The sequence below is a fragment of the Tardiphaga sp. 813_E8_N1_3 genome, assembly GCF_051811025.1.
GTDB lineage: Bacteria > Pseudomonadota > Alphaproteobacteria > Rhizobiales > Xanthobacteraceae > Tardiphaga.
Genome location: NZ_JBPWQE010000001.1, coordinates 3,573,673 through 3,596,663, shown reverse-complemented (window position 1 = coordinate 3,596,663; position 22,991 = coordinate 3,573,673). Strand labels below are relative to the sequence as shown.

General features: G+C 60.9%; 19 protein-coding genes and 1 pseudogene. 18 read left to right on the top strand and 2 right to left on the bottom strand.

Annotated elements, in window-relative coordinates:
• Positions 1 to 19: 19 nt before the first annotated feature.
• The 5 genes from AB8A33_RS17065 (at position 20) to AB8A33_RS17045 (ending at position 5,601) form a co-directional block, all read left to right on the top strand.
• On the top strand, positions 20 to 1,219 hold the full coding sequence (locus AB8A33_RS17065; protein WP_439093837.1) for a pyridoxal-phosphate-dependent aminotransferase family protein: 1,200 nt from the start codon (positions 20 to 22) through the stop codon (positions 1,217 to 1,219).
• A gap of 112 nt (positions 1,220 to 1,331) precedes the next feature.
• Complete coding sequence (locus AB8A33_RS17060) at positions 1,332 to 2,129, top strand: enoyl-CoA hydratase/isomerase family protein (RefSeq protein ID WP_439093836.1); 798 nt, start codon at positions 1,332 to 1,334, stop codon at positions 2,127 to 2,129.
• A gap of 190 nt (positions 2,130 to 2,319) precedes the next feature.
• On the top strand, positions 2,320 to 3,327 hold the full coding sequence (locus tag AB8A33_RS17055) for a Bug family tripartite tricarboxylate transporter substrate binding protein (protein WP_439093835.1): 1,008 nt from the start codon (positions 2,320 to 2,322) through the stop codon (positions 3,325 to 3,327).
• A gap of 203 nt (positions 3,328 to 3,530) precedes the next feature.
• On the top strand, positions 3,531 to 4,073 hold the full coding sequence (locus tag AB8A33_RS17050; RefSeq protein WP_439093834.1) for a tripartite tricarboxylate transporter TctB family protein: 543 nt from the start codon (positions 3,531 to 3,533) through the stop codon (positions 4,071 to 4,073).
• 10 nt (positions 4,074 to 4,083) lie between these two features.
• A complete protein-coding gene (locus AB8A33_RS17045) occupies positions 4,084 to 5,601 on the top strand; it encodes a tripartite tricarboxylate transporter permease (RefSeq protein ID WP_231077509.1) in 1,518 nt (505 codons plus the stop codon).
• Positions 5,602 to 5,630: 29 nt separating this feature from the next.
• Here the strand turns inward: AB8A33_RS17045 and AB8A33_RS17040 are convergent, their stop codons facing one another.
• Both AB8A33_RS17040 and AB8A33_RS17035 read right to left on the bottom strand, forming a co-directional pair.
• Entirely contained in the window at positions 5,631 to 6,560 is a 930-nt protein-coding gene (locus tag AB8A33_RS17040) for a glycosyltransferase family 2 protein (protein WP_439093833.1), read from the bottom strand.
• 121 nt (positions 6,561 to 6,681) lie between these two features.
• The gene (locus AB8A33_RS17035) at positions 6,682 to 7,875 is read right to left on the bottom strand and encodes a CaiB/BaiF CoA transferase family protein (RefSeq protein ID WP_439093832.1); all 1,194 of its coding nucleotides are present in this window, start codon (positions 7,873 to 7,875) and stop codon (positions 6,682 to 6,684) included.
• Between the two features lie 507 nt (positions 7,876 to 8,382).
• On the opposite strand from AB8A33_RS17035, the gene AB8A33_RS17030 reads away from it, so the two are divergent.
• The 13 genes and pseudogenes from AB8A33_RS17030 (at position 8,383) to asnB (ending at position 22,971) form a co-directional block, all read left to right on the top strand.
• On the top strand, positions 8,383 to 9,375 hold the full coding sequence (locus tag AB8A33_RS17030) for a glycosyltransferase (protein ID WP_439093831.1): 993 nt from the start codon (positions 8,383 to 8,385) through the stop codon (positions 9,373 to 9,375).
• Complete coding sequence (locus AB8A33_RS17025; protein ID WP_439093830.1) at positions 9,362 to 9,979, top strand: acyltransferase; 618 nt, start codon at positions 9,362 to 9,364, stop codon at positions 9,977 to 9,979. The genes AB8A33_RS17030 and AB8A33_RS17025 overlap by 14 nt, the downstream gene beginning before the upstream one ends.
• A gap of 62 nt (positions 9,980 to 10,041) precedes the next feature.
• Positions 10,042 to 10,602, top strand: coding sequence for an acyltransferase (locus AB8A33_RS17020; RefSeq protein WP_439093829.1), 561 nt, complete (start codon positions 10,042 to 10,044; stop codon positions 10,600 to 10,602).
• Positions 10,603 to 10,814: 212 nt separating this feature from the next.
• Positions 10,815 to 11,672, top strand: coding sequence for a methyltransferase domain-containing protein (locus AB8A33_RS17015; protein ID WP_439093828.1), 858 nt, complete (start codon positions 10,815 to 10,817; stop codon positions 11,670 to 11,672).
• Complete coding sequence (locus tag AB8A33_RS17010) at positions 11,672 to 12,547, top strand: ABC transporter permease (protein ID WP_439093827.1); 876 nt, start codon at positions 11,672 to 11,674, stop codon at positions 12,545 to 12,547. Before AB8A33_RS17015 ends, AB8A33_RS17010 begins: the two co-directional genes overlap by 1 nt.
• Positions 12,544 to 13,914, top strand: a complete 1,371-nt coding sequence (locus AB8A33_RS17005; RefSeq protein ID WP_439093826.1) for an ABC transporter ATP-binding protein — start codon at positions 12,544 to 12,546, stop codon at positions 13,912 to 13,914. Before AB8A33_RS17010 ends, AB8A33_RS17005 begins: the two co-directional genes overlap by 4 nt.
• A gap of 98 nt (positions 13,915 to 14,012) precedes the next feature.
• Complete coding sequence (locus AB8A33_RS17000; protein WP_439093825.1) at positions 14,013 to 14,867, top strand: class I SAM-dependent methyltransferase; 855 nt, start codon at positions 14,013 to 14,015, stop codon at positions 14,865 to 14,867.
• 107 nt (positions 14,868 to 14,974) lie between these two features.
• Complete coding sequence (locus AB8A33_RS16995; RefSeq protein WP_175366750.1) at positions 14,975 to 15,865, top strand: class I SAM-dependent methyltransferase; 891 nt, start codon at positions 14,975 to 14,977, stop codon at positions 15,863 to 15,865.
• A pseudogene (locus tag AB8A33_RS16990) lies at positions 15,834 to 16,484 on the top strand (class I SAM-dependent methyltransferase); the annotation flags it as partial. The gene AB8A33_RS16995 and the pseudogene AB8A33_RS16990, both read left to right, overlap by 32 nt.
• A gap of 663 nt (positions 16,485 to 17,147) precedes the next feature.
• Complete coding sequence (locus tag AB8A33_RS16985) at positions 17,148 to 18,641, top strand: glycosyltransferase family 2 protein (protein WP_439095954.1); 1,494 nt, start codon at positions 17,148 to 17,150, stop codon at positions 18,639 to 18,641.
• Entirely contained in the window at positions 18,638 to 19,783 is a 1,146-nt protein-coding gene (locus AB8A33_RS16980; protein ID WP_439093824.1) for a glycosyltransferase, read from the top strand. The genes AB8A33_RS16985 and AB8A33_RS16980 overlap by 4 nt, the downstream gene beginning before the upstream one ends.
• 135 nt (positions 19,784 to 19,918) lie before the next feature.
• Complete coding sequence (locus AB8A33_RS16975) at positions 19,919 to 21,079, top strand: glycosyltransferase family 4 protein (RefSeq protein WP_338117553.1); 1,161 nt, start codon at positions 19,919 to 19,921, stop codon at positions 21,077 to 21,079.
• A gap of 32 nt (positions 21,080 to 21,111) precedes the next feature.
• Complete coding sequence (asnB, locus tag AB8A33_RS16970) at positions 21,112 to 22,971, top strand: asparagine synthase (glutamine-hydrolyzing) (protein WP_439093823.1); 1,860 nt, start codon at positions 21,112 to 21,114, stop codon at positions 22,969 to 22,971.
• The last annotated feature ends 20 nt before the right edge of the window (positions 22,972 to 22,991 follow it).

Sequence of the window (22,991 nt, the reverse complement as noted above, 5' to 3'; positions counted from 1 at the left end):
GATCTGGGAAGGACGAGACATGACCGTGCACACCGGAAGGCATTTCCTGCAGATTCCTGGCCCGACCAACGTACCCGACCGGGTGCTGCGGGCGATGGATATGCCCACGTTGGACCATCGCGGTCCCGAATTCGCCGAGCTCGGCCTCCACGTCATTGCTGCGATGCAGCGTGTATTCCGGACCAAGCAGCCGGTCATGATCTATCCGTCCTCGGGCACCGGCGCCTGGGAAGCCGCCATCGTCAATACGCTGTCGCCGGGCGACAAGGTACTGATGGCCGAGACCGGCCAGTTCGCCACGCTGTGGCGCGGCCTCGCCGAAAAGTTCAAGCTCGATATTGATTTCGTGCCGGGCGACTGGCGCCACGGCGCCGATCTCGCCGAGATCGAGAAGCGTCTCGCTGCCGACAAGTCGCACGCCATCAAGGCCGTGATGATCGTCCATAACGAGACCTCAACCGGTTGCGTCACCCATCCGCAAGATGTCCGCAAGCTCCTCGACCGCGTGAAGCATCCGGCACTGCTGATGGTCGATACGGTCTCCGGCCTCGGCTCGCTGGAATATGAACACGACGCCTGGGGCATCGACGTCTCGGTGGCTGGCTCGCAGAAGGGCCTGATGCTGCCGCCGGGTCTTGGCTTCAACGCCGTCTCCGAGAAGGCGCTCGCAGCCTCCAAGACCAACAACTCCTTCCGCTCCTACTGGGACTGGGAAGAGATCATTGCCGCCAACAAGCTCGGCTCCTGGCCCTACACGCCTGCCACCAATCTGCTCTACGCACTCAAGGAAGGCGTGGCGATGCTGGAGGAGGAAGGTCTCGACAACGTGTTCGCGCGTCACAAGCGCCACGGCGCTGCGGCTCGCGCCGCCGTCAAGGCCTGGGGCCTCGAGACGGTCTCTATCGAACAGCACGACCACTCGCCGGCGCTGACCGCCGTGCTGATGCCGGAAGGGCATGACGCCGACAAATTCCGCAAGGTGGTGCTCGAAAACTTCGACATGTCGCTCGGCACCGGCCTCAACAAGTGGAAGGGCAAGATCTTCCGCATCGGCCATATCGGCCACTTCAACGACCTGATGTTGATGGGCACACTGGCCGGCGTCGAGATGGGTCTTGAACTCGCCAAGGTGCCGCACCGCGCTGGCGGCGTGATGGCAGCGATGGATGTGCTGACCGGCAAAAGCGTGGTGCCGATGACCAAGGCGGCGGTGGCTTAAAGCCCACGAATTCCCGTCTTTAAGGCCTAACAATCTACTGGAGGCTGGAGCATAATCGCTCCAGCCTTTTCAATATGTTGCAGCAGAATTCTGCACCAGAGGAAGAATCACTATGAACGCGTCAACGCCTGCTTCTGAAGACCTGCTCTATTCCGTCGAGAACGGGATCGCGAAGATCACGTTCAACCGTCCGCAGGCGCGCAATGCGATGCTGTTCTCGATGTATGAGCGGATGGCGGAGATCTGCCAGGCCGCCAATGAGGACCGCTCGATCAAGGCGATCATCCTGACCGGCGCCGGCGACAAGGCCTTTGCCTCGGGCACCGACATCTCGCAATTCCGCGAATTCAAGACGGCGCAGGATGCGCTCGATTACGAAGCGCGGATCGACCGTGTACTCACCGCGCTGGAGACCTGCCGAGTGCCGACCATCGCCGCCATCGCCGGCGCCTGTACCGGCGGCGGTGCCGGCATCGCTGCCTGCTGCGACCTGCGCATCGGCACGGCCGCCACGCGCATGGGCTTCCCGATTGCCCGCACCCTCGGCAACTGCCTGTCGATGTCCAATATCAGCCGCGTGATGGCGCTGGTCGGACCGGCCCGCACCAAGGACATGATCTTCACCGCCCGCCTCATCGAGGCTGATGAGGCGCTGGCGCTGGGTCTGATCAACGAGATCGTGCCCGATGTCGAGACGCTGCAGCGCCGCGCGCTGGAACTCGCGCAGCTGGTCGCCAGCCATGCGCCGATCACCCTCGAAGTGACCAAGGAAGCCGTGCGCCGCCTGCGCCCGACTCTGACCCGCGAGGAGGGCAAGGATCTCGTGCTCAAGGCCTATATGAGCGAGGATTTCCGCGAGGGCATGGATGCCTTTCTGAACAAACGCAAGCCGAACTGGCAGGGCAAATAACGGGCAGGCGGCGGTCTCGGGCGATCGCCTCATTCCGCCGCCGGCAGCTAAACAGGGTGCCGGCCCCTGACCAAAGTCGGCCTTCGCATGCGCGGGACATGCTTGAAGTCACGGTCAATACCCCGCACAATAGAACCAATGAAAAATGGCGGGCATCCAATGTCCGCCGATCTCTACAGGGAAGAAACCAATGTCCAAGTCGATCAGGGCCACAGCTGCGCTTGCAGCCGTGCTCGCCAGCGCGCCCATCCTCTCATCGGCCACGTCGCCGGCCATGGCCTGGGAGCCCACGAAGCCCGTCGAAATCGTCGTTGCAGCGGGCGCCGGCGGCGCCTCCGACCAGATGGCGCGCATGATGCAGGCTGCCATCCAGAAGAATAATCTGATGAAGGCGCCGGTGGTGGTGTCGCTCAAGGGTGGCGCATCCGGTGCGGAAGCGCTGATCTACATGAAATCCAGCGACGGCGACGCCAACAAGGTGCTGATCGCCTATTCGCTGATCTACATGCTGCCGCTCTCCGCCAAGATCCCGTTTAACTGGCGCGACCTCACGCCGGTCTCCGTCGTGGCGATGGACCAGTTCGTGCTGTGGGATAATGCGGGTGGCGCCAAGACCGTGAAGGAATTCATCGCGGCGGCCAAGGCTGCATCGTCACCGTTCAAGATGGGCGGCACCGGATCCAAGCGTGAAGACCATGTGCTGACTGTGTTCATGGAAAAGCAGACCGGCGCCAAGTTTTCTTATCTGCCTTACAAGTCGGGCGGCGAGGCGGCGACGCAGCTGGTCGGCAATCACACCGAAGCCAACGTCAACAACCCTTCAGAGAATCTTGAAGTCTGGCGCGCCGGTCAGGTGCGTGCGCTCTGCGTGTTCGACAAGGAACGCATCTCCTACAAGACCAAGGTCACCGAGACGCAGTCGTGGAACGACATCCCGACCTGCAAGGAAGAGGGCCTCGACGTGCAGTATCTGATGCTGCGCGCCATGTTCCTGCCCGGCAAGGTGACGCCCGAGCAGCAGGCTTTCTATGTCGACCTGTTCGAGAAGGTGACCAAGACGGCCGAGTACAAGGACTACATGGAGAAGCAGGCGCTGAAGCCGATCTTCCTGAAGGGGCCGGAGATGCTCAAGTTCCTCGAAGAGGACGATGCGCTCAACAAGTCGCTGATGACCGAAGCGGGGTTTGTCGCGAAGTAATATTGGCTGCGCCGCCGCTTCTTCTCCCTCGCCCCGCTCTTGCGGGGAGAGGGGTAGGGTGAGGGGTTCTTCGATCCGAGAACTCTGCATTAGCTCTATTCTCGTGCCTTGCCCCTCACCCGAAGCCATCGCTTCGCTCTGGCTTCGACCTCTCTCCGCAAAAGAGCGGGGAGAGGTTAGCAAATATTCTTTGCGAGACCCCAATGTCCAACACCGACCTCGAAATCATCGTCGAAGATCCCACCGCACCGGAGGACGACTCGCCCTCCGTAGTCAGCACGCGCACCATCGAGATCATCGTCTCGCTGGTCCTGCTGGCACTGGCCATCGTGCTTGGCTTTGACAACTGGCGCACCGGCATCGCCTGGGATTCCACCGGGCCTCAGCCCGGCTATTTCCCGTTCTATCTCTCGGTCATTCTCGGCGGCGCCAGCCTTTACGGGCTGATCACGACATTCTTCGCCCGCAGCGGCGGAGCCGACACTTTCGTCACCCGCGCACAATTGTGGCGCGTGGCGCTGGTGTTCATTCCCACCGCACTGTTTTGTCTCGCCACGCAGTTTCTCGGCATTTATGTCGCGAGTTTCGTGCTGATCGCCGGCTTTATGCGCATGGTCGGCAAGATCGCGCTGTGGAAGTCGCTGCTCACCGCCTTCGTGTTCACCGCGATCATGTTCGTCACCTTCGATGTCGCGTTCGACGTCATCATGCCGAAGGGGCCGATCGAATCGGCTCTCGGTCGCTAGGACTTTAACTATGGAAGCCTTTGGATTGTTGATGCACGGCTTTGCCGTGCTGATGACCTGGAAGATCATCTCGCTGATGGTCGTCGGTCTCGTGCTCGGCATCTTTGTCGGCGTGCTGCCGGGCCTCGGCGGCCCCAATGGCGTCGCCATCCTGCTGCCGCTGACCTTCACCATGGATCCGACCTCGGCCATCGTGATGCTGTCCTGTATCTATTGGGGCGCGCTGTTCGGCGGCGCCATCACCTCGATCCTGTTCAACATCCCCGGCGAGGCGTGGTCGGTGGCCACCACCTTCGACGGCTATCCGATGGCGCAGCAAGGCAAGGCCGCGGAGGCGCTGACGGCAGCGTTTACCTCATCCTTCATCGGGTCGCTGGTGGCGGTGATGCTGATCACATTTCTGGCGCCGATGATTTCATCCTTCGCGCTGAAATTCGGGCCGCCGGAATTCTTTGCGGTCTATCTGCTGACCTTCTGCTCCTTCGTCGGTCTCGGCCGCGAGGCCAAGCACAAGACCGTCATCTCGATGGCGCTGGGGCTGCTGATCGCCGGCATCGGCATGGACACGGTGTCGGGCAATCTGCGCATGACCTTCGGCTCGGACAATCTCCTGCGCGGCATCAACTTCCTCGTCGCGGTGATCGGCCTGTTCGGCATCAGCGAAATCCTGCTCACCATGGAAGAACGCCTCGCGCTGCGTGGCCACGCCGCCAAGATCAGCCTGCGTACGGTGCTCAAGGTCTGGATGGATCTGCCGAAATACTGGGTAACGCTGCTGCGCTCGTCGGTGATCGGCTGCTGGCTCGGCATCACGCCGGGCGGCGCCATTGCAGCGTCCTTCATGGGCTACAACCTCGCCAAGCGCTTCTCCAAGGATCCCGAGAGTTTCGGCAAGGGCCGTATCGAAGGCGTATTCGCGCCGGAAACGGCCGCCCACGCCTCCGGCACCGCAGCGCTGCTGCCGATGCTGGCGCTCGGCATCCCGGGCTCGGGCACCGCGGCGATCCTGCTCGGCGGCCTGATGGTGTGGGGCCTCAATCCAGGCCCTCTGCTGTTCGTCGAGCACAAGGATTTCGTCTGGGGCCTGATCGCCTCGATGTATCTCGGCAATGTGGTCGGTCTCGTCATCGTGCTGACGACCGTGCCGGTCTTCGCCTCGATCCTGCGCGTGCCGTTTGCGGCAGTGGCCCCGATGATCGTAGTGTCCTGTGCCATCGGGGCCTATGCGATCCAGAATGCCATGTTCGACATCTGGCTGATGCTGGGCTTCGGCGTCGTCGGCTATGTGTTCAAGAAGATCGGTATTCCGCTCGCGCCATTCACGCTGGCGCTGGTGCTCGGCAGCCGTGCCGAGGATGCGTTCCGCCTCGCCATGATCGGCTCCGGCGGCAGCGTCGGTGTGTTCTGGTCCAATGGCCTCGTCGGCACCATCACCACGCTGGCGATTACGCTGCTGTTCTGGCCGGTGATCGATCGTGCCTTTACGGCCGTTGCACGCATCTGGCGGCCGACGCCGGTAACGACGTAAATCGTGCTCGTGCTTGGCTGGATGGAGGCCTAATCCGGCAGTGACGGCTGCGCCAGATATGCGAGCAGCTTTATCTCGCGGCGTCCGCGGGTGACAGTGTCGAGCACGAGGCCCGACGAAAATGAGAGCACGCCGACGATCATCAGGCCAGTCGAGAGCACGGCGGTGGGTAGCCGAGGCACCAACCCCGTTTCCAGATAGGTGACGGTGATGGGAATCGCGAGGCCGATGGAGACGATGCCGAAAAACAGGCCAATTGTGCCGAAGAAGCGCAGCGGCTTTTCCGAACGATAGAGCTTCATGATGGTGCCGAGGATCCGGAAGCCGTCCTTCCACGTGTTGAGCTTGCTGGTGGAGCCCTGCGGTCGCGCGTAATACGGCGTCTCGATTTCAGCGACCGGTAGTGCGAGCTGCAGCGCATGAACGCTCAGTTCGGTCTCGATCTCGAAACCATCGGACAGCACCGGGAAGGATTTGACAAAGCGTCTCGAGAATACGCGATAGCCTGACAGCACATCCTTGAAGTTCTGACCGAACGTCATTGACAGAAAGCCGGTAAGCAGTGAGTTACCGGTACGGTGGCCAAGGCGATAGGCAGCAACCTGCTGCTCAATGCGGCGGCCCACCACCATGTCGAGGCGATCGTTTAACAGCGCTTCGATCATAGCTGGTGCGGATGTCGCGTCGTAGGTCGCATCGCCATCGACGAGAACGTAGATATCGGCATCGACGTCACCGAACATGCGGCGAACGACATGACCTTTGCCTTGACGGGACTCGCTGCGAACAATCGCACCCGCCTGCGAGGCTACTTCACCCGTGCGATCTGTCGAGTTGTTGTCGTAGACATAAATCGTGGCGGCGGGCAGCGCCCTGCGGAAATCGTTCACGACCGTCGCGACTGCGACCTCTTCATTGAAGCAGGGGATCAGGATAGCCACGCGGTGCGGTGCGGTCATGGAGCTTTCCGGCGGGTTCGAGGCGCAGCACGATCTCCGATCGACTGCACCGGACGAATATGTGCTCCCGATTAATGCAGCCTATGGCGTTAATTTTCACAGTATTTGACAGCTCGCGGCCTCAGACCACCTTGCCTCGTCGCAATTCGGCGATCTCTTCGGCGCCGAAGCCAAACTCGGCGAGTAGCTCCTCCGTCTGCTCGCCGACTTCTGGTGGCCGAGCGGCCATGTGGCTCGGCGTGCGCGACAGCGTGAAGGGCTGACCGACCAGCGTGATCTTGCGGTTCTGGTCGTTGGGGACGTCCTGCGCGAGGCCAAGGTGCTTGACCTGCGCGTCCTCGAACATCTGGTCGACGGAGTAGATCGGACCGCAGGGCACGCCGGCGGCATTGAGGTCGTTGACCCATTCCTCGGTGGTGCGCTTTGCGGTGCAGGCGCTGATTGCGGCGTTGAGCGCGTCGCGGTTCTTCGAGCGGGCAGGGCCGGTGGCGTAATCGGGATGGGTGATCAAATCAGGGGCGCCGATCGCCTGCGCGCAGCGCTCCCAGATCTTGCCGCCGGTGGTGGCGATGTTGATGTAGCCGTCGGAGGTCTTGAACACGCCGGTGGGAATGCTGGTCGGGTGGTTGTTGCCGGCCTGCTTGGGCACGTCCTGTTCCATCAGCCAGCGCGCGGCCTGGAAATCCAGCATGAAGATCTGCGCTTGCAGCAGCGAGGTCTGAACCCACTGGCCCTGACCGGACACATCGCGTTCCAGTAGGGCTGTAAGCACGCCCAGCGCGCAGAACAGCCCGGCGGTGAGATCGGCCACGGGAATCCCGACCCGCATCGGGCCCTCGCCGGGGGCGCCTGTAATGGACATCAGGCCGCCCATGCCCTGGGCGATCTGATCGAAGCCCGGCCGCTTGTGGTAGGGGCCATCCTGGCCGAAGCCGGAAATGCTGCCGTAGACGATGCCCGGATTGATCGCCTTCAGGCTCTCATAATCGATGCCAAGCCGGGCCTTAACATCCGGGCGGAAATTCTCGACCACCACATCGGCTTTCTCGACCAGACGCTTGAACACGGCGAGACCGCGCGGGTCCTTCAGGTTCAAGGTCATGGCCCGCTTGTTGCGGTGCAGGTTCTGGAAGTCCGAGCCCTGCCGGGGGCCGCCGGGCTGCTCGGAACCCGCGTCATCGCTCAGCGCGTCGATCTTGATGACATTGGCGCCCCAGTCCGCGAACTGCCGCACCGCTGTCGGGCCCGAACGGATCCGGGTGAGGTCGAGAACGGTAAACCGTGAGAGGGCCTGCGAGGCGCGCGGGAAGGGCATTCAGAGGGCTCCGACTCGCACGGCATGGGCGCACGAGAACCATTGTGGTGATAATGTCTGTACTCGTGCGATCCTGCAAATCTGGGATCTCGCCAATAGTTCCATGATTGCGTTGCACCACTCACGCGCAGGTTCTGGGATTGCGGCGGAATCGGTCGGAGCGAAATTCAACAATGAGTCTAACCGGTTATGATTACGGTCGGTCGCCCTTGCGAAGCTTGCGAGTATGGTAACGACCCTGTAAAAGGCCGGAAACGAGTTGATGGCGCCCAAACCAGACCGTTTATCACCGCGTCGCGCATCGGAGCGACTTTTCGCATTATTGGCGATGAGAATACTTAGAATGCAAGGTGTCTCGATGGGGGCGTTTGTTTCGAGGATGCGGTTGGTGGCGTTGATATGAAATCGGAGGCGGTGCAGCGATCGCACGTTGCGTGCCCTAGACTTCTGTATCAGCGGCTGTTTTTCCTCGCGTGTGTTGTGGGAGCACGCTAGAACCGCTGCAGCATGCTCATAAATCATACCGAACGAGCAATGAATCGTACTCCCATCGCATTTTTTGCCTACAACCGACCGGAGCATGCAGATCGTGCGTTGCGGTCACTCGCGGCATGCCGACGCTTCGACGAATGCGATCTGTTCCTATTCGCCGATGGGCCCAAGACTGAGGCAAGTGAGGCGTCACGAGCGCAGATTGAGGCCACGCGTGCTGTGCTGCGTGACTGGGCTTCGCGTCTCGACGCCGAACTGGTTGAGCGCGACGTGAATCTGGGTCTTGCCCGCTCGATACACGCCGGCGCAACGGCGCTTTGCGAGCGCTATGGGCACGTCATTGTCATCGAGGACGATCTCGTTCTCGGTTCGGACTTTCTCGACTTCATGATTTCCGCGCTCGATCGATACGCGGACGATGCGGCAGTCATGCAGGTTGGCGGTTATACGCTGAGCCCGCCCAAGAATCTGTCGACGGATGCATTTCTACTGCCGGTGACGACGACTTGGGGCTGGGCGACCTGGAAACGCGCCTGGGAGGCTTTCGCCTGGCAGCCGCATGCGCTGGATGAGGCTCGGCGCGACGCTGAATGGAAGCAGTTGTTCGATCTTGCCGGTCCAGGCTTCTATAACGGCATGCTGGACGATCGTCTTGCCGGCCGCAACGATTCCTGGGGTATTTTGTGGTGGTATGCAGTTTCTCGCCGCCGCGGACTGGTGGTTTATCCCGCGCAGACATTGGTATGGAACGGCGGTTTCGATGGATCCGGTGTCCATTGTGGCGATGCAGATTTCACGGGGCAGGCAGGTATCGATCCGGATGCCTGGCGCATGCAGCAGCCGCCGCGGTTTCCGGAAAAGGTTTCGTTTGAGCAAGAGCATCTGGAGCAGCTCGAAGCCTTCGTCGCCGGTACGGCTGCGGTTGCACCGGCAAACCCGCAGACAAGATCGGGGTGGCGTTCCCAGCTGGGACGATTCAAAGCAAGGCTCGCGTATGCGTTTCGTTGATCGCGTGAAGCGTGGCGTCGTTTCTCGACTCGCGCGCGCTTTCGAGCGCGAGCGCGTTTCCTCGTCGCCCGTCACGAATTTCATCCTTCATCCGGGGGCGACAGTGCTGCCCGAGGGCAGTGTTGAAAACCTGACGGAAGATCGGGCCAATATCGAAATTGGACGCAGCAGCTATATACGCGGGCGTCTGTTGACCTATGCACATGGCGGTAAAATCCGCATCGGAGAGTGGTGCTACATAGGTGTCAGGTCGGAGATCTGGTCGATGGATTCCATCGAGATCGGCAATCGTGTTTTGATTTCGCACAATGTGAATATCCATGACGGGACGGCGCATTCCGCCAATGCGGTTGAGCGGCATGAGCACTTCCATACCATGATCACCCGTGGTCATCCGACATCTGCGGATGAGTTGCCTGGTATCCACTCGGCGCCGGTGATTATCGAGGATGACGTCTGGATCAGCTTCGGCGTGACAATCCTACGCGGCGTGAGAATTGGCGCTGGCAGCATCATCGCTGCGGGCGCGACGGTGGTTGACGATGTGCCGCCGGGTGTCGTTTATCGCTGTAACATCACACCTCAGATTGTCCCATTGAAATGATCAGGCGCTTTCTCATTCGCGGCAGGGATGCCGTTCTACGCCGGCGCGATGCGATTGCTCGCGTGGCGACCGCTTCAATGATCTCGGCCGACTCGGATGCTCCGCTGCTGGAAGGTGCGGTCATCGATTGCCGCTCTGGCAGTGCCAAGGAGCGGGTTTCTTTTGGCAAGCAATCGGTGATCGGTTGCCGGATTGTGCTCGAGAGGGACGTCGGCAACGTGTCCATTGGCGAGCGCAGCTATCTCGGTTCCTCGACGATCATCTGTGCGACAGGCGTCAGCATCGGCGACGATGTCCTGGTGTCCTGGGGGTGCACGATCGTGGATCATGATTCCCATTCGCTGGATTGGCGTCGCCGCAGCCAGGATGTGGCGGATTGGCGTGCCGGCCTCTTGTCGGGTGGACTGGCCGATGCTAGCCGCTCAAAGGATTGGAGCGTCGTCGAGATGGCTCCGATCTCGATCGGGTCAAAGTCCTGGATCGGCATGAACGCAACTGTGTTAAAGGGCGTCACCATCGGTGAGGGGGTCGTGGTCGCTGCGGGATCCGTTGTCACGAAAGATGTAGCGCCCTGGACCCTCGTCGCAGGAAATCCAGCCCGTCCGATCAAGGAACTCCGATAGGCAGTCGGCGCCCCCTCGGGACATCGTTCTCATCACGCGGGTTCTTGATATGTTTCGGGGCCGCATCGCGATTGTGGCCTGTGCGACTTTGAGTTAATTGGCGCGCTCGGTAGAAGTCGCCTGCGGCAAAGCTTGGATGCTCCGTCGCGCTGACGGTGTGACGACAATCGTCGGCGATGTCGACATGGGACACTTCGGTAATGGTGAGTCAGATGACCTGGGAAGAAGCTGTCGAGTGGCTGCGCGGTCAGCCTGAACAGCAGGTTTTGGTCCGCGCCTGTTATTTCGACGATCCGCTCGGCGAAGCCGCCGAGCGCTTCTGGAACAGTGAAGAGTGGAAGGCCATTGCTGCGCTGCTGCCGCCGGCGTCAGGGCGCGCGCTTGATATGGGCGCGGGGCGTGGCATCAGCAGCTATGCCCTGGCCCGGGATGGCTGGCAGGTCACCGCGCTCGAGCCGGATCCAAGCAACCTGGTCGGCGCAGGCGCAATTCGGATGCTCTCGCAGGCGACCGGCTACCCGATCGAAATCGCTGCGGAGTATTCGGAGAGACTGCCATTCGCCGACGCGACGTTTGACGTGGTCAACTGCCGGCAGGTTCTGCACCACGCCCGCGATCTGCAGCAGACATGTCGCGAGATATTCCGCGTGCTCAAACCCGGCGGCGTGGTGGTCGCCACGCGCGAGCATGTGCTGACACGTCGCGCCGATTTGAACACGTTTCTACAACAGCATGCGCTTCATAAATTCTATGGCGGCGAGAACGCGTTTCTTCTCTCTGAATATCTCGATGCCATGCGAAGCGCCGGGCTGCGGGTCGACAACGTGATGGCGCCGCTTGATTCCCCGATCAACTATTTCCCGATGACGACCGATCAACACTTCCTCTATTGCACGCGTCCCGTCGCAGACAAGATCGGCCGGCCCGTGACGAATGCGCTGTTCGATCGTCGCCACCCGCTCGGCAGATTTTTGTTCAGCCGTCTCGTTGCGGCAATCAATGCACGCGACAATACGCCTGGGCGTCTTTATTCCTTCCTGGCGGTGCGGCCGACAGACGGGAACATATGATGGCGACCGATTTCCAAGGCGACCTTCGGTCGCGGACAGTAGTGCGCACTTATACCGCGATGGGGCCGTCACTCAGTCCACTAACGTCTTTGCGCATGGCTTTCGGCGAGCTGTACTGGTCACGTCATGTCGTATGGCATCTGTTTAGACGCGATTTCGTTGTGGGGTTCCGGCAGAAGCTGCTTGGCTATCTCTGGATCGTGATTGTCCCCCTGATTGGCATTGCCAGTTTTGTCTTCATGCAGTCGACCGGCATTCTGAATCCGGGGGACATCGGCTACCCGTATCCGGTTTTTGTTTTCATTGGCACGACGTTGTGGGCGATTTTCATGACTGCAATGGGCAATGTGGCAAATGGCCTGATCGGCAACACCGATCTTATCATGCGTACTAACATCCCAAAAATCGGCCTGGCCGTCACCGGACTGGCGCCGCTGTCGTACTCAGTACTCGTGGGCTTCGTCGTGCTGGCGATCGTCATGATGACGGTTCGTATGCTGCCATCGGCTTGGGCAGTTCTTTATCCGTTCGCGATACTCCCGATTATCTTGTTGGGCGTTGGTATGGGTTTGATTTTATCCGTCGTCGGCGCCGTCGCGCGCGACGTCACCGGGATGGCCACGACCCTGATTAACCTCGTGATGTATGTCACCCCGGTCATCTACGAGACCAAGTTCGAGCACCCGGTGCTGCAATTCATCGTTCTCTGGAATCCGCTGACCTATTTAGTAGACACGCCGCGCTCGCTATTTGTGCTCGGTCGGGTGCCAAATCCACTTGGCTTCACGCTCTCGACGATATTTGCGCTGGTGGTGTTCTGGGTGGGCATACACGCCTTCTATATCATCAAGGACAAGGTTTCGGAGCGCCTGTGACAAGCAAAGATTGGGCTATCCGCGCCGAAGGGGTGTCGAAAAAGTTTGGCCTGACACTTCGTCAGTCGATGAATTATGGCCTGCGCGACATCGGCGCGCGGCTGCTCGGCCGCTCCAATAGCGAAACGCTGCGCGAAGGCGAATTCTGGGCCGTGAACGACGCCAGCTTCGAGGTGCGCGGCGGGCAGGCGCTCGGGATCATGGGTGTGAACGGCAGCGGCAAGACGACTCTGCTGAGAATTCTCAACGGTGTATATGCGCCTGATCGTGGCATGGTCCAGATGAAGGGGCGGGTCGGCGCGCTGATCGCCGCCGGGGCAGGTTTTGCCCCGATGCTGACCGGCCGGGAGAACGTTTACGTTAATGGTGCGTTGCTCGGCCTGTCGACCCGCGAAATCGATGGCTTGATGGACGAGATCGTTGCTTTTGCGGAGCTCGGCCAATTCATCGATTTGCCGGTGAAGAACTATTCGAGTGGCATGTATGTACGCCTTGGCTTCGCGATTGCTGCGCTCAGCCGTCCCGATGTGCTGCTGATGGACGAGGTGCTCGCCGTCGGCGACATGAATTTCCAGAAGAAGTGCTACGACCATATTCTGCGTCTGAAACGCGACGGTGCAGCGATCATTCTGGTCTCGCATTCCCCGGGCGCGATCTGGTCCGTTTGCGACCGCGGCCTCTTCATGGACAAGGGCAAGGTGCTCGTCGAGGGGCCTGTCGAGGACGTCATCCGCGCCTATGACGATCAGAATTCGCGAAATGCCAAAACGTCGGCCGCGCAGTTCGAAATCGCGGCCGGTACGCACGCCGGGAAAATCGAGTCGGACAATGAGGCCGGCACGAGCGCCGAGGAAGTCATTCCAAATTCCTATGGCCACAACAAGGGCGGCACCGGCGACGCCATATGCACCGATGTGGTGTTGCGCGATGTTGGCACAGAACAGCCGAAGGAGGAATTCGGTTTCGGCGAACCGATCCTCATTACCGCGGACGTGGAACTGAAGGAGGCGCAAGAAGACCTGCTGATCAGATTCACGGTCGATGCGGTTCATTACCGTTTCATCGTGACAGTCGACAATTATGAGCAGGGGCTGGAATGGAAGCGTGTCGAGGCCGGACGATATTCGCTCAGGGTCGTCATGAAGGATCCCAACTTTCGGCCTGGGGCCTACACGTTCAATATGGGAATATCCCGCAAGACGGTGGGCGTTCATCTCTTCTATTGGTTCGGTGCAGCCCGTATGGTGGTGCTGCATCCGTCCGATAAATTCCTGTATTCGGACAACAATGCGATCATGTTCATCAACAGCGATTTTGCGCTGGAGGCCGTGGCGTCCGGGAGTATCGTTGGGGCACCGGTTGCCTGACAATGTTCGCTGCAAGCCAATCAGCGCGGCGATGCGCAGCAGCAAGCGCCAAGGGTGACCGTGGCCTTTGCCTCTATGTGTGACAAGGAGCAGCTTCGGTGGCATTGATCCGTCGATTAGCAAAGAGATTGTCGGGATTGATAAGCGGACCGCAGCCGGAGCCGGAGCGTCGTCGCATTCCCTATTCGGAAAACGGCTGGGATCACATCCCGAAAGGGGAATACGACTACGTGCCGAAAGGAACTCACGTGTTCGGTCCTGCTGACCGATTCTTGCTGGTGCCCAAAAATCGATATCGTGCAGTGCTGCTACCGGGCCAGGAACGGCGGACGGAGCTTGGCGTTGGATGGATCACCGAAGATAACAGTTCGGAAGGTTATGATCTGCTGTGGGGAGAGGCCGACAACCTGCATGAATATCGGATCGAAGCCGACAGTGTGCGGGAGAAGCTGAAGGTCGAAATCGTTGACCGTATCGAACATCGCATCGCTGCTGACGCCAATATCGTCGATATCGGTTGCGGGGTCGGGGATCTGCTGGGAGAGATTCGACGGCGTCGACCGGGCGTCCGTGTGTCCGGTCTAGACTTTTCCGGCAAGGCTGTCGAGAACGCACAGCGCACTTATCCGGACGGGGCGTTCCAGCAGTTCGTTATTGACCGCACGCTGCCTTATCAGACGGCCTCGTTTGACGTCGTCTCGTGCACGGATGTGCTGGAGCACCTGGAGTATCCGCAAAGCGTGGTGGCGGAACTGGTGCGCATCTGCAAGCCTGGAGGGCTTGTCGCGATTGTGGTGCCGGACGGAACGCTCGACCAGTTCCTGGGACATAACTGGTTTTGGAACGTTGAGACATTTGCCGCCCTTCTCGCCGAATGGGCGCCGCAGGTCGCACCGCTGCCGGTCACCGGAGAATTGATGGCGACAATCGAGGTTCCAGGGGAGGGCGTCTAGTTATGGGACGGCTCGCAGAGAAACTAGGGCGGATTCGCATCAGAGCGGCGGCTTGGCTGCAGGATGGTGCTGTTGCGGACAGTGGAGAAATCCGCGGTCGCCGTGCAATGGTCGCAGATTTTACGCGCATCCTGCTTGGCGGCGCCGAAAGCGGCGACGTCGAGGTCAGGCTGGCAAGCGCGCTGATCGAACGGATCGCTACTGAAGGCAATGGCGCTGCACGCGTGCAGCAACTACTGCCGTCATGGCAGCGCCTTGCCACCCCGGATCAATCTCCGGAGAGCAACGACGCGCTACGGCTTGCTGCCCGGCAGTTGCTGATCGACCAGTTGCCTCGCGATAGCTGGGAGCTTGTACCGGTGCTGGAGCGTCGCACGGCGCCAGTCATGAGCACCTGGACCTATCAGAACGAGGTGATGGAGTTCGACATCCGTGAAGGTGACCTCGTACTGGATGTCGGCTCGGGCGGCTGGCCGTTTCGCCGCGCCAACCACCTTGCCGACAAATTTCCCGATCACACCACGCATCGTGTGGAGACGATGGTGCGCGACGGCCGGACCTTCTTCGAAGTCGATATTGAGAACCTGCCATTCAAGGACAAGGAATACGATTTCGTATTTTGCTCGCACGTCATCGAGCACCTCGACAATCCCGGAAAGGCGATGCGCGAACTGATGCGCATATCCAAACGAGGTTACCTCGAAGTACCGACACGCCTCTCTGACGTCATGTTCAATTTCACCCGTATCAAGGACCACCATCGCTGGCATAGCGTCAGGCAGGGGCCGACGCTGCTGTTGACCGAATGGAACGAGCGGGAGCGCCGCGAACTCGGCAACGAGTTCTTCAACGCGCTTCACAGCGAGTATTCGAACCAGTTTCAGAGTTTCTTCGAGCGCAACCGCGACCTCTTTTTCACGTCTTATCATTGGACCGATCGCATAGAGTTCATGGTCATCGATAAGGATGGCGGCATCTACGACAGTTCAGAGCGGTAACATGGACGGCTTGCGCACCAGCGATCTAAGATGCGTTAAGTGTTCAGGCGGTCCGATATCGCCGTCTACAGCGGACGCATATGCATGCGGCATGTGCCACGCGCAGTATCATGATGCCTTGGGTGTTCCGTTCTTCGGCGACTTTGAAGCGGACGATGTCCTGGGCCTAATCGAGATTGCTGCGAATGCAGTGAATCGCGGCAACTTCGGGGTCACGCCTAGCGTGGTCGAAGAATGGAACGACCGTCTTTCACGCTATCATGCGGCCGTCGACAAAGAGCGTTTTCTCGACGAAGTGCCGGAAGGCCACGCGCCATATTTCCAGAATCGTTACGGCGAGTGGCTGGAGATAGAAATGCTGGCGGAGAAACTCGATCTTGCAGGCAAGGCTGTTCTCGACCTTGGCGCGGGTCTTGGCTTTGACAGTCATCGGCTCGCGCTTCGTGGGGCGCATGTCACCGCGCTCGAATTCTCGCCGCTGCTTGCGGAATCCGGCCGGAAGAATTTTCCCCACATCAGGTGGATCGGCGGGTTCTCGCATTGTTTGCCCTTCAAAGAGCGCAGCTTTGACTTCGTCTTTTGCAACGCGGCGCTGCATCACATGCGGGATATTCCCGCTGCGATCTCCGAGGCCTTGCGGGTGTTGCGGCGGGGCGGTGTCCTCATCACCACCTGCGACTCGTTTCGCCCCTCGAACTCGCCACCTGAGGCAGAGCTCGACATTTTCGACGCTGACACCGCGGTCCTGCTTGGCGTGAACGAATGCGTGCCGCGTTTTTCGGATTTTGTTTCGTCGTTTGCTGCGCATCTCGATGAGGTCGATGTCGAGCTTCACACGCATGTGCTCTACGGCGGTCTCGATGGTGGCACGTCGACTGAATTAACGCGATGGGACTACCCCCGCGATGTGGCTCGCCTCGGTGCCAGGGGTGGCTCCATCGCGATAAAAGCTTTCCTGAAGAAGGAGTGGTCCGGAGCTCCGCGCCTGCAGACGGCGGGCATCGTCTCGGCCCGGGATTACATATCCTGGATGGACTCGGCAGCTACCGCGCTTAGCCGGCTTACGCCATTGTTGTCGCCCGACCTCGTCGATCTTCCGTTTCCGGGCAAGCGGGCAAGCAAGTTCGAGCTCCTGAACGGCTGGCGTCGACCGCAGGCGCACCGTCACGCACGATCGGCCTATCATCGCGGGCGATGGTTTCTCACAGCCCCGACCATTCCGGGCAAGCTCACCTTCGAAGTCGCGCGGCCTCAAGGCTCCGCCGTCGAAACCATCCGTATCTTGCTCAACGGCGTGCCGGTGCAGAGCGAGGCTGTCCCTCCGGTTGGCTGGGCGGAGGTGTCGGTCGATCTGTACTCGATCGCGCCTGGCCATACGTTCTGCGTCGAGATCGAGCAGACCGGCGACGATCGGAGCCTGCTCGGTGCATCCTTCGAGGTCCGTCGACGCCGCGTCTGGAATCTCGGGGAGGGACCATCCAAGGCCCCGCATGCGCCCGTCCACGTGGTCATTCCGGTTTTTAACCGACTGCACTTCACACGCTCCTGTATCACCGATCTCAAGTCGCAGACCTACGCGCCGCTCCACATCATTGTCGCCGACGGCGGCTCGACTGACGGGACTGTGGCGGCGATCCGCACGGATTTTCCGGACGTCACGGTCCTGACGACCGACACCGAGCTCTGGTGGACCGGCTCCATGCAGATGGGGATCGCGTATGTCCTCGAAAGCAACACCGGCACTGATGGCTATGTGCTGATGCTCAACAACGACACCGAGCTTGTTGGCGACTATGTCGAACAACTTGTGATGGCCTCGCGCGAGTTCGATGCGGCCGTCTGTGGATTGATCGTCGATAGCCGCGACCCCGATCGAATTCTGGACGCGGGCGAATATGTCGACTGGCAGAACTATGCGTTTCCCGTAAAAAATTCCATCGATGCCGGCGACCGTTTCGTCGGCGACGTCGACGTGTTGCCGGGCCGCGGCAGCCTAGTGCCGCTGCATATGATCCGTGCCGCCGGCAACGTGGACGCGGAGCTGCTGCCGCATTATCTCGCGGACTACGAATTCTTTACCCGCCTGAAACGCGCGGGCTTCAGGCTCGGGGTGTGTTGTGAGACGAAGATTCTTGCGCATGTCGAAGAGACCGGCATCATGCCCTCGGGCGGCCGTTCCAGCCTTCGGCAGTTGTGGCGGGAGGCTTTCTCGCGCCGATCGATGAACAACGTCCGCGACCACTGGCGCTTCGTGAACCGTCACGCGCCCGATAAGTTGCGTGGTTGGATTAAGCGAAGGCTGGCACGTCGTGTGTTTTTCGATTTCGCGTTGCGGAGCCAGTTGCGGCCGATATTTCTACCCTTGCTCTGGATCGTACGGTTGCCTGGCCGGATCATGATGATAGCTCGAGGCCAATGGTACAAACTTCGCGGTCTGCAGAGTGCAATCGATCGCCATGGTTGGGACGTGCTGTGCTTTCCCGGCGAGTTCCCGGCATTCCTCCGGGGGCCCTCCTACCTGCTCCTTGCCCCTGGACCGATCAGCGAGGAGATGGTGCTGCTTGCCGGGCTCGATTCCGGAAAACTGGTGTCGGATGGAACGCTCCGCCGGCTCCAGTGCGGTGACTGGTTCGCGTTCCAGAAGGTGATGTTCGGCAATCACCCACAGGCGAGGAAGCTTGCGCGCCTTCGGCGGATGGCCTGGAATCCTTTCCGCAAGATCTCCAACACGCTTGCATGGCGACGTGCGCGCGCGTCGATTGGAGGGCCATCGTGATTGGTTCCCCCGTCATCGCGCTCGAACTGATCGACGATCCTGCCTGGATGGGCGGTGTCCTTTATCTGCGCAATCTCGCAATCTGTCTGTCGCGGCTTCCCGCCGGTGAGCGGCCCGAATTGCGCCTGCTTGGGCCTTCCAGCGCCGTTGATCGCGTCGCCGCTGAGATCGGCGCCAGCGTCCCCGCCGCGGGCGGGATGCTGGGCCGTATCCTGTCACGCTTGATGCCGCAGGCGCGCGGTGAACAGCCTGTTGATCTCGTCTATCCCGGTTTCGGCGCGACCGTTCCTGGAGCCGTCACGCTGCGCTGGGTTCCGGACTTTCAGCACCGCCATCTCCCGCATCTGTTCGGAGAGGCGGAGATTGCCGCCCGCGACCAGGCCATCGGTGCCATCGCGGCGCGGCCCGGTCCGTTCGTGCTGAGCAGCGAGACCGCAGCGCAGGACTTTGCGCGATTTTTCCCGGGCCACCATGCGCGTCCGCGTGTCTGGCGGTTCCGGTCGCTAGTTGACACGACGGCGCCGGCCAATCCTGCGACGTTGCGCAAATATCGGGTGCCGGAAAAATTTCTGTACCTGCCCAATCAGTTCTGGGTGCACAAGAATCACGTGATGGTATTCCGCGCGCTTGCGAGGCTGCGCGCCGAGGGCGGCCCGGAGATCCCGTTGGTATGTACCGGTGCGATCGCGGATCGGCGCAATGAGGCGCATTTCGGCCTGCTTGAGACGCTCGCCCGGGAGAGCGGGATTGTGCCGCAGCTCCATTTGCTAGGTCTCATCGACCGTAGCGAGCAGCTGGACGTGCTCCGCCATGCCGCGGCTGTCATTCAGCCGTCGCTGTTCGAGGGCTGGAGCACTGTCGTCGAGGATGTACGCGGAATCGGGCGCCCAATCTTTCTCTCAGGTATCCCGGTGCACCGCGAACAGGCTCCGCCCCGCTGTACCTATTTCGACCCCGCCGATGATGCCGCACTCGCACGCCTGCTCGGTGATGCGTGGGATGGTCTTACCCCAGGCCCTGATCATGCCGCCGAGCGCCGAGCCGCCGAAGAACTCGACGAACTGGTTTTGGAGGCCGCTCGCACTTTCATGTCGATCGCAAGGGAGACGATCGACATGAAGGACAGCCGCGATAGCCCGTGACGTGCCACAGCGCTGCCGCGTGCTGGTGGAATAAAAGATCTCTAGGAGCTATGCTACGGCTCCACGCGCGTAGCTGATGGCCTGCAGGGCCCGGCTCCTGTGCAGCATCGTTCAATCTTCCGCGCGGTCTTTCCAGTGTCCATTCGTATCGCGATCGAAATGTTCGAGGACGCCCGCTGGCTGGGTGGCTCGATTTATATCGAGAACCTACTCTCCGCGCTTTCGGCCTTGCCCCAAGACGAGAGGCCCGAAGTTGCAATGCGCTTCTTGTCCGACCCGACGACACCACTGGCGCAGCGCCTGCGGGCCTTTCCCGTCGCGCAGACAATCAAAGGCTCCTCGCGTCTTTTGGCTCGTGCGCGGAGGCTCCAGCGCGCGGTTTTGCGCCGTGCGCCGGCGCTGACCAGGCTGTGCCCGGGCGATCGCGACGAGGTATTTTTTCCCGTATTCGATGCGTCTCTGCCGAGCCGCCGCAACCTATATTGGATTCCGGATTTCCAGCCGTTGCGGCTGCCGGATCTGTTCGACGCAGATGAGCGCCGGGTGCGCAAGGAAGCTATGGCTGCCATCGCCCGCACGCGCGGAACTCTGCTGCTGTCCAGCCACGCTGCTTTGGACGACTTCCGGACATATTTTCCGGACGCCACCGTCCGGCCCGTTGTCTGGACCTTCTGCAGTACCCTGGTGGCAGGCTCGGCAGAACAGGGCCAACTGGCGCGCGCGCGGCACCAGCTTTCGGAAAAATTCCTTTATGTCGCGAACCATTTCTGGCGGCACAAGGACCATGCGACGTTGTTTGAGGCGCTCCACCTGCTTCGTCAGCGAGGTCTCGTGATTCCCGTGGTCTGCACGGGATTGATGGAGGACCGGCGCGCGCCCGACCACGTGCCGGCGCTGCGGCGGCTGGTCGAACAGTGGGAACTGGACGAGCAAATCTGTTTCCTAGGGCTGGTGTCACGCGCCGAGCAGGTCGAACTGTTTCGGATGGCGGCAGCGGTTGTACAGCCGTCTCGTTTCGAGGGCTGGAGCACGGTGATCGAGGATGCGAGGGCACTTGGGAGACCGGTAATCGCGTCTGATATTCCCGTGCATGTTGAGCAGCTTGCGGATTATCCGAGCAGCTGCATCTTCCCGGTTTCCGATCCCGCTGGACTGGCCTCGGCCCTCGCGGATGTATGGCCGAAGCTTGCATCGGGACCTGACCTCGTGCAGGAAGAGCAAGCCGCCGCGCGCCTTGTTGACCGGCGGCTGGAACGGGCACGCGCCTTCGTTGCGCTGGTGCAGTCGGTGGCCTGATCGGCTAGTTGCAGGCAACGGAGAGCGCAACCATGTGCGGCATTAGCGGCCTCATTTCGTCGGATATATTGTCGGCGAACGATATCGCTGCGGTGCGTGCAATCAATGCGCGCCTGTTGCACCGCGGACCCGATTCCGACGGTGACTTCCAGACCGATCATGCCATGCTGGCAATGCGGCGCCTGTCGATCATCGATCTGGCTGGCGGCCGACAGCCGCTATTCAACGAGGACGGCAGTATCGCGATCGTTTGCAATGGTGAAATTTACAACCATGCGGCACTGCGCGACGAACTGAAGTCGCTTGGCCATCGATTTTCGTCGATGAGCGACGTCGAAACCATCGTGCATGCGTATGAGGAGTGGGGCAACGACTGCCTTGCACGCCTGCGCGGTATGTTCGCCTTCGCACTTTGGGATGGCCGCTCCAACAAGTTGCTTCTCGCCCGCGATCGTCTCGGCGAAAAGCCGCTGTTCCTGCATCGCTCGCCCGATGGCAGCCGGCTCTGGTTTGCCAGTGAACTCGCTGCCGTCTCTCAGGTCATGCCGCGGCCGCTGCGCTTGTCGCCCGAGGCCTTCAATCTTTTCCTGACATTCCAATATGTGCCCGAGCCGGTCACACCGCTGATCGGTTTGGAACAGCTTCCGGCTGGTCATTATCTCGAATTGGCGCCTGCCGCACTCGACGCCCGCCCGGTTCCCTACTGGAATCTTTTGGACATCCGTGAGGATCCAGCAGAGCCGGTGCGCACCACCGAGGAAATTCTCGACGACGCTTGCCGGCTCATGGGCACGGCGGACGTGCCAGTGGCCGTTGCATTGTCGGGCGGTATCGATTCTAGTCTGGTGGCTGCGCTGACTGCGAAGCATTTTCCCGGCCAGATCCATGCATTCACGATTGGCTATGAAGGCAGGCCCGAGAGCGACGAGCGCAACTTTGCCCAGACGCTGGCCCATGAGTTGGGCATTGGCTTCACCGAGGTGGAACTGCGCACGGCCGACGTCGTCGACCGCTTCCCGCAACTGATCAGCGCCATGGACACGCCCATCGGCGATATCGCGGCCTTCGGTTATTACTCGGTGGCGGAAGCCGCGCGCGCCGCCGGCTATCCGGTGCTTCTGTCCGGCCTCGGCGGGGACGAATTCTTCTGGGGCTATCAGTGGGTACGCGAAGCCATGACGCGCAATGAGGCGCTGCAGGCGGGTAAGCCTGTGCGCCAGTCCTGGTGGCATCGCCTGCTTGGCCATGAGGCGTCGACCACGATGGAGTTCTTCGGGGTGCATCCCGATCTCCGCAATGGCGACGCGAATTCGCGTCGCATTATGCCCGAGGCTGCGCGCCGGGCCCTGCCGCATGACTTGTGGCTCAGCGAAACGCGTCTCGACAAGTCGTTGCCGCTGCATCTCGCCACGACGGAATTGCTGAACCGGACGTGGTTGCGCTCGAACTGCCTGACTCTCATCGATCGCATGACGATGGCGCATTCCGTCGAGGGGCGACTGCCATTGCTCGACGTCCAGCTCGTGGAACGGGTGACCGGCATGCGCAATTCCGGCCTTGCCGACTGGCACCAGCCGCACAAGCATCTGCTCGTCGAGGCACTGCGGGACGCGCTGCCTGCGGATGTTCTGTCGCGCAAGAAGCAAGGATTTACGCCGCCGATCGGCAAATGGATGAGTGGGATTGTGCAGCGCTATCTGCCGCTTCTAGCCGACGGGGCGCTGGTTCGTCAGGGGCTGATCCGGCCAGAGGTGGCAGACGGCGGGCTGGGCGGCTATGACCAGTTCTTCCTCTATAAGCTGGTACTGCTCGAGTGCTGGTCCCGCCGGCACATCGAAGGTGAAGAGCTGACCGTCGGTGCGCCGTCGAAGCGTGAACACGCACGCGTGTAATTCAGGGCAGCCTCGGCCCA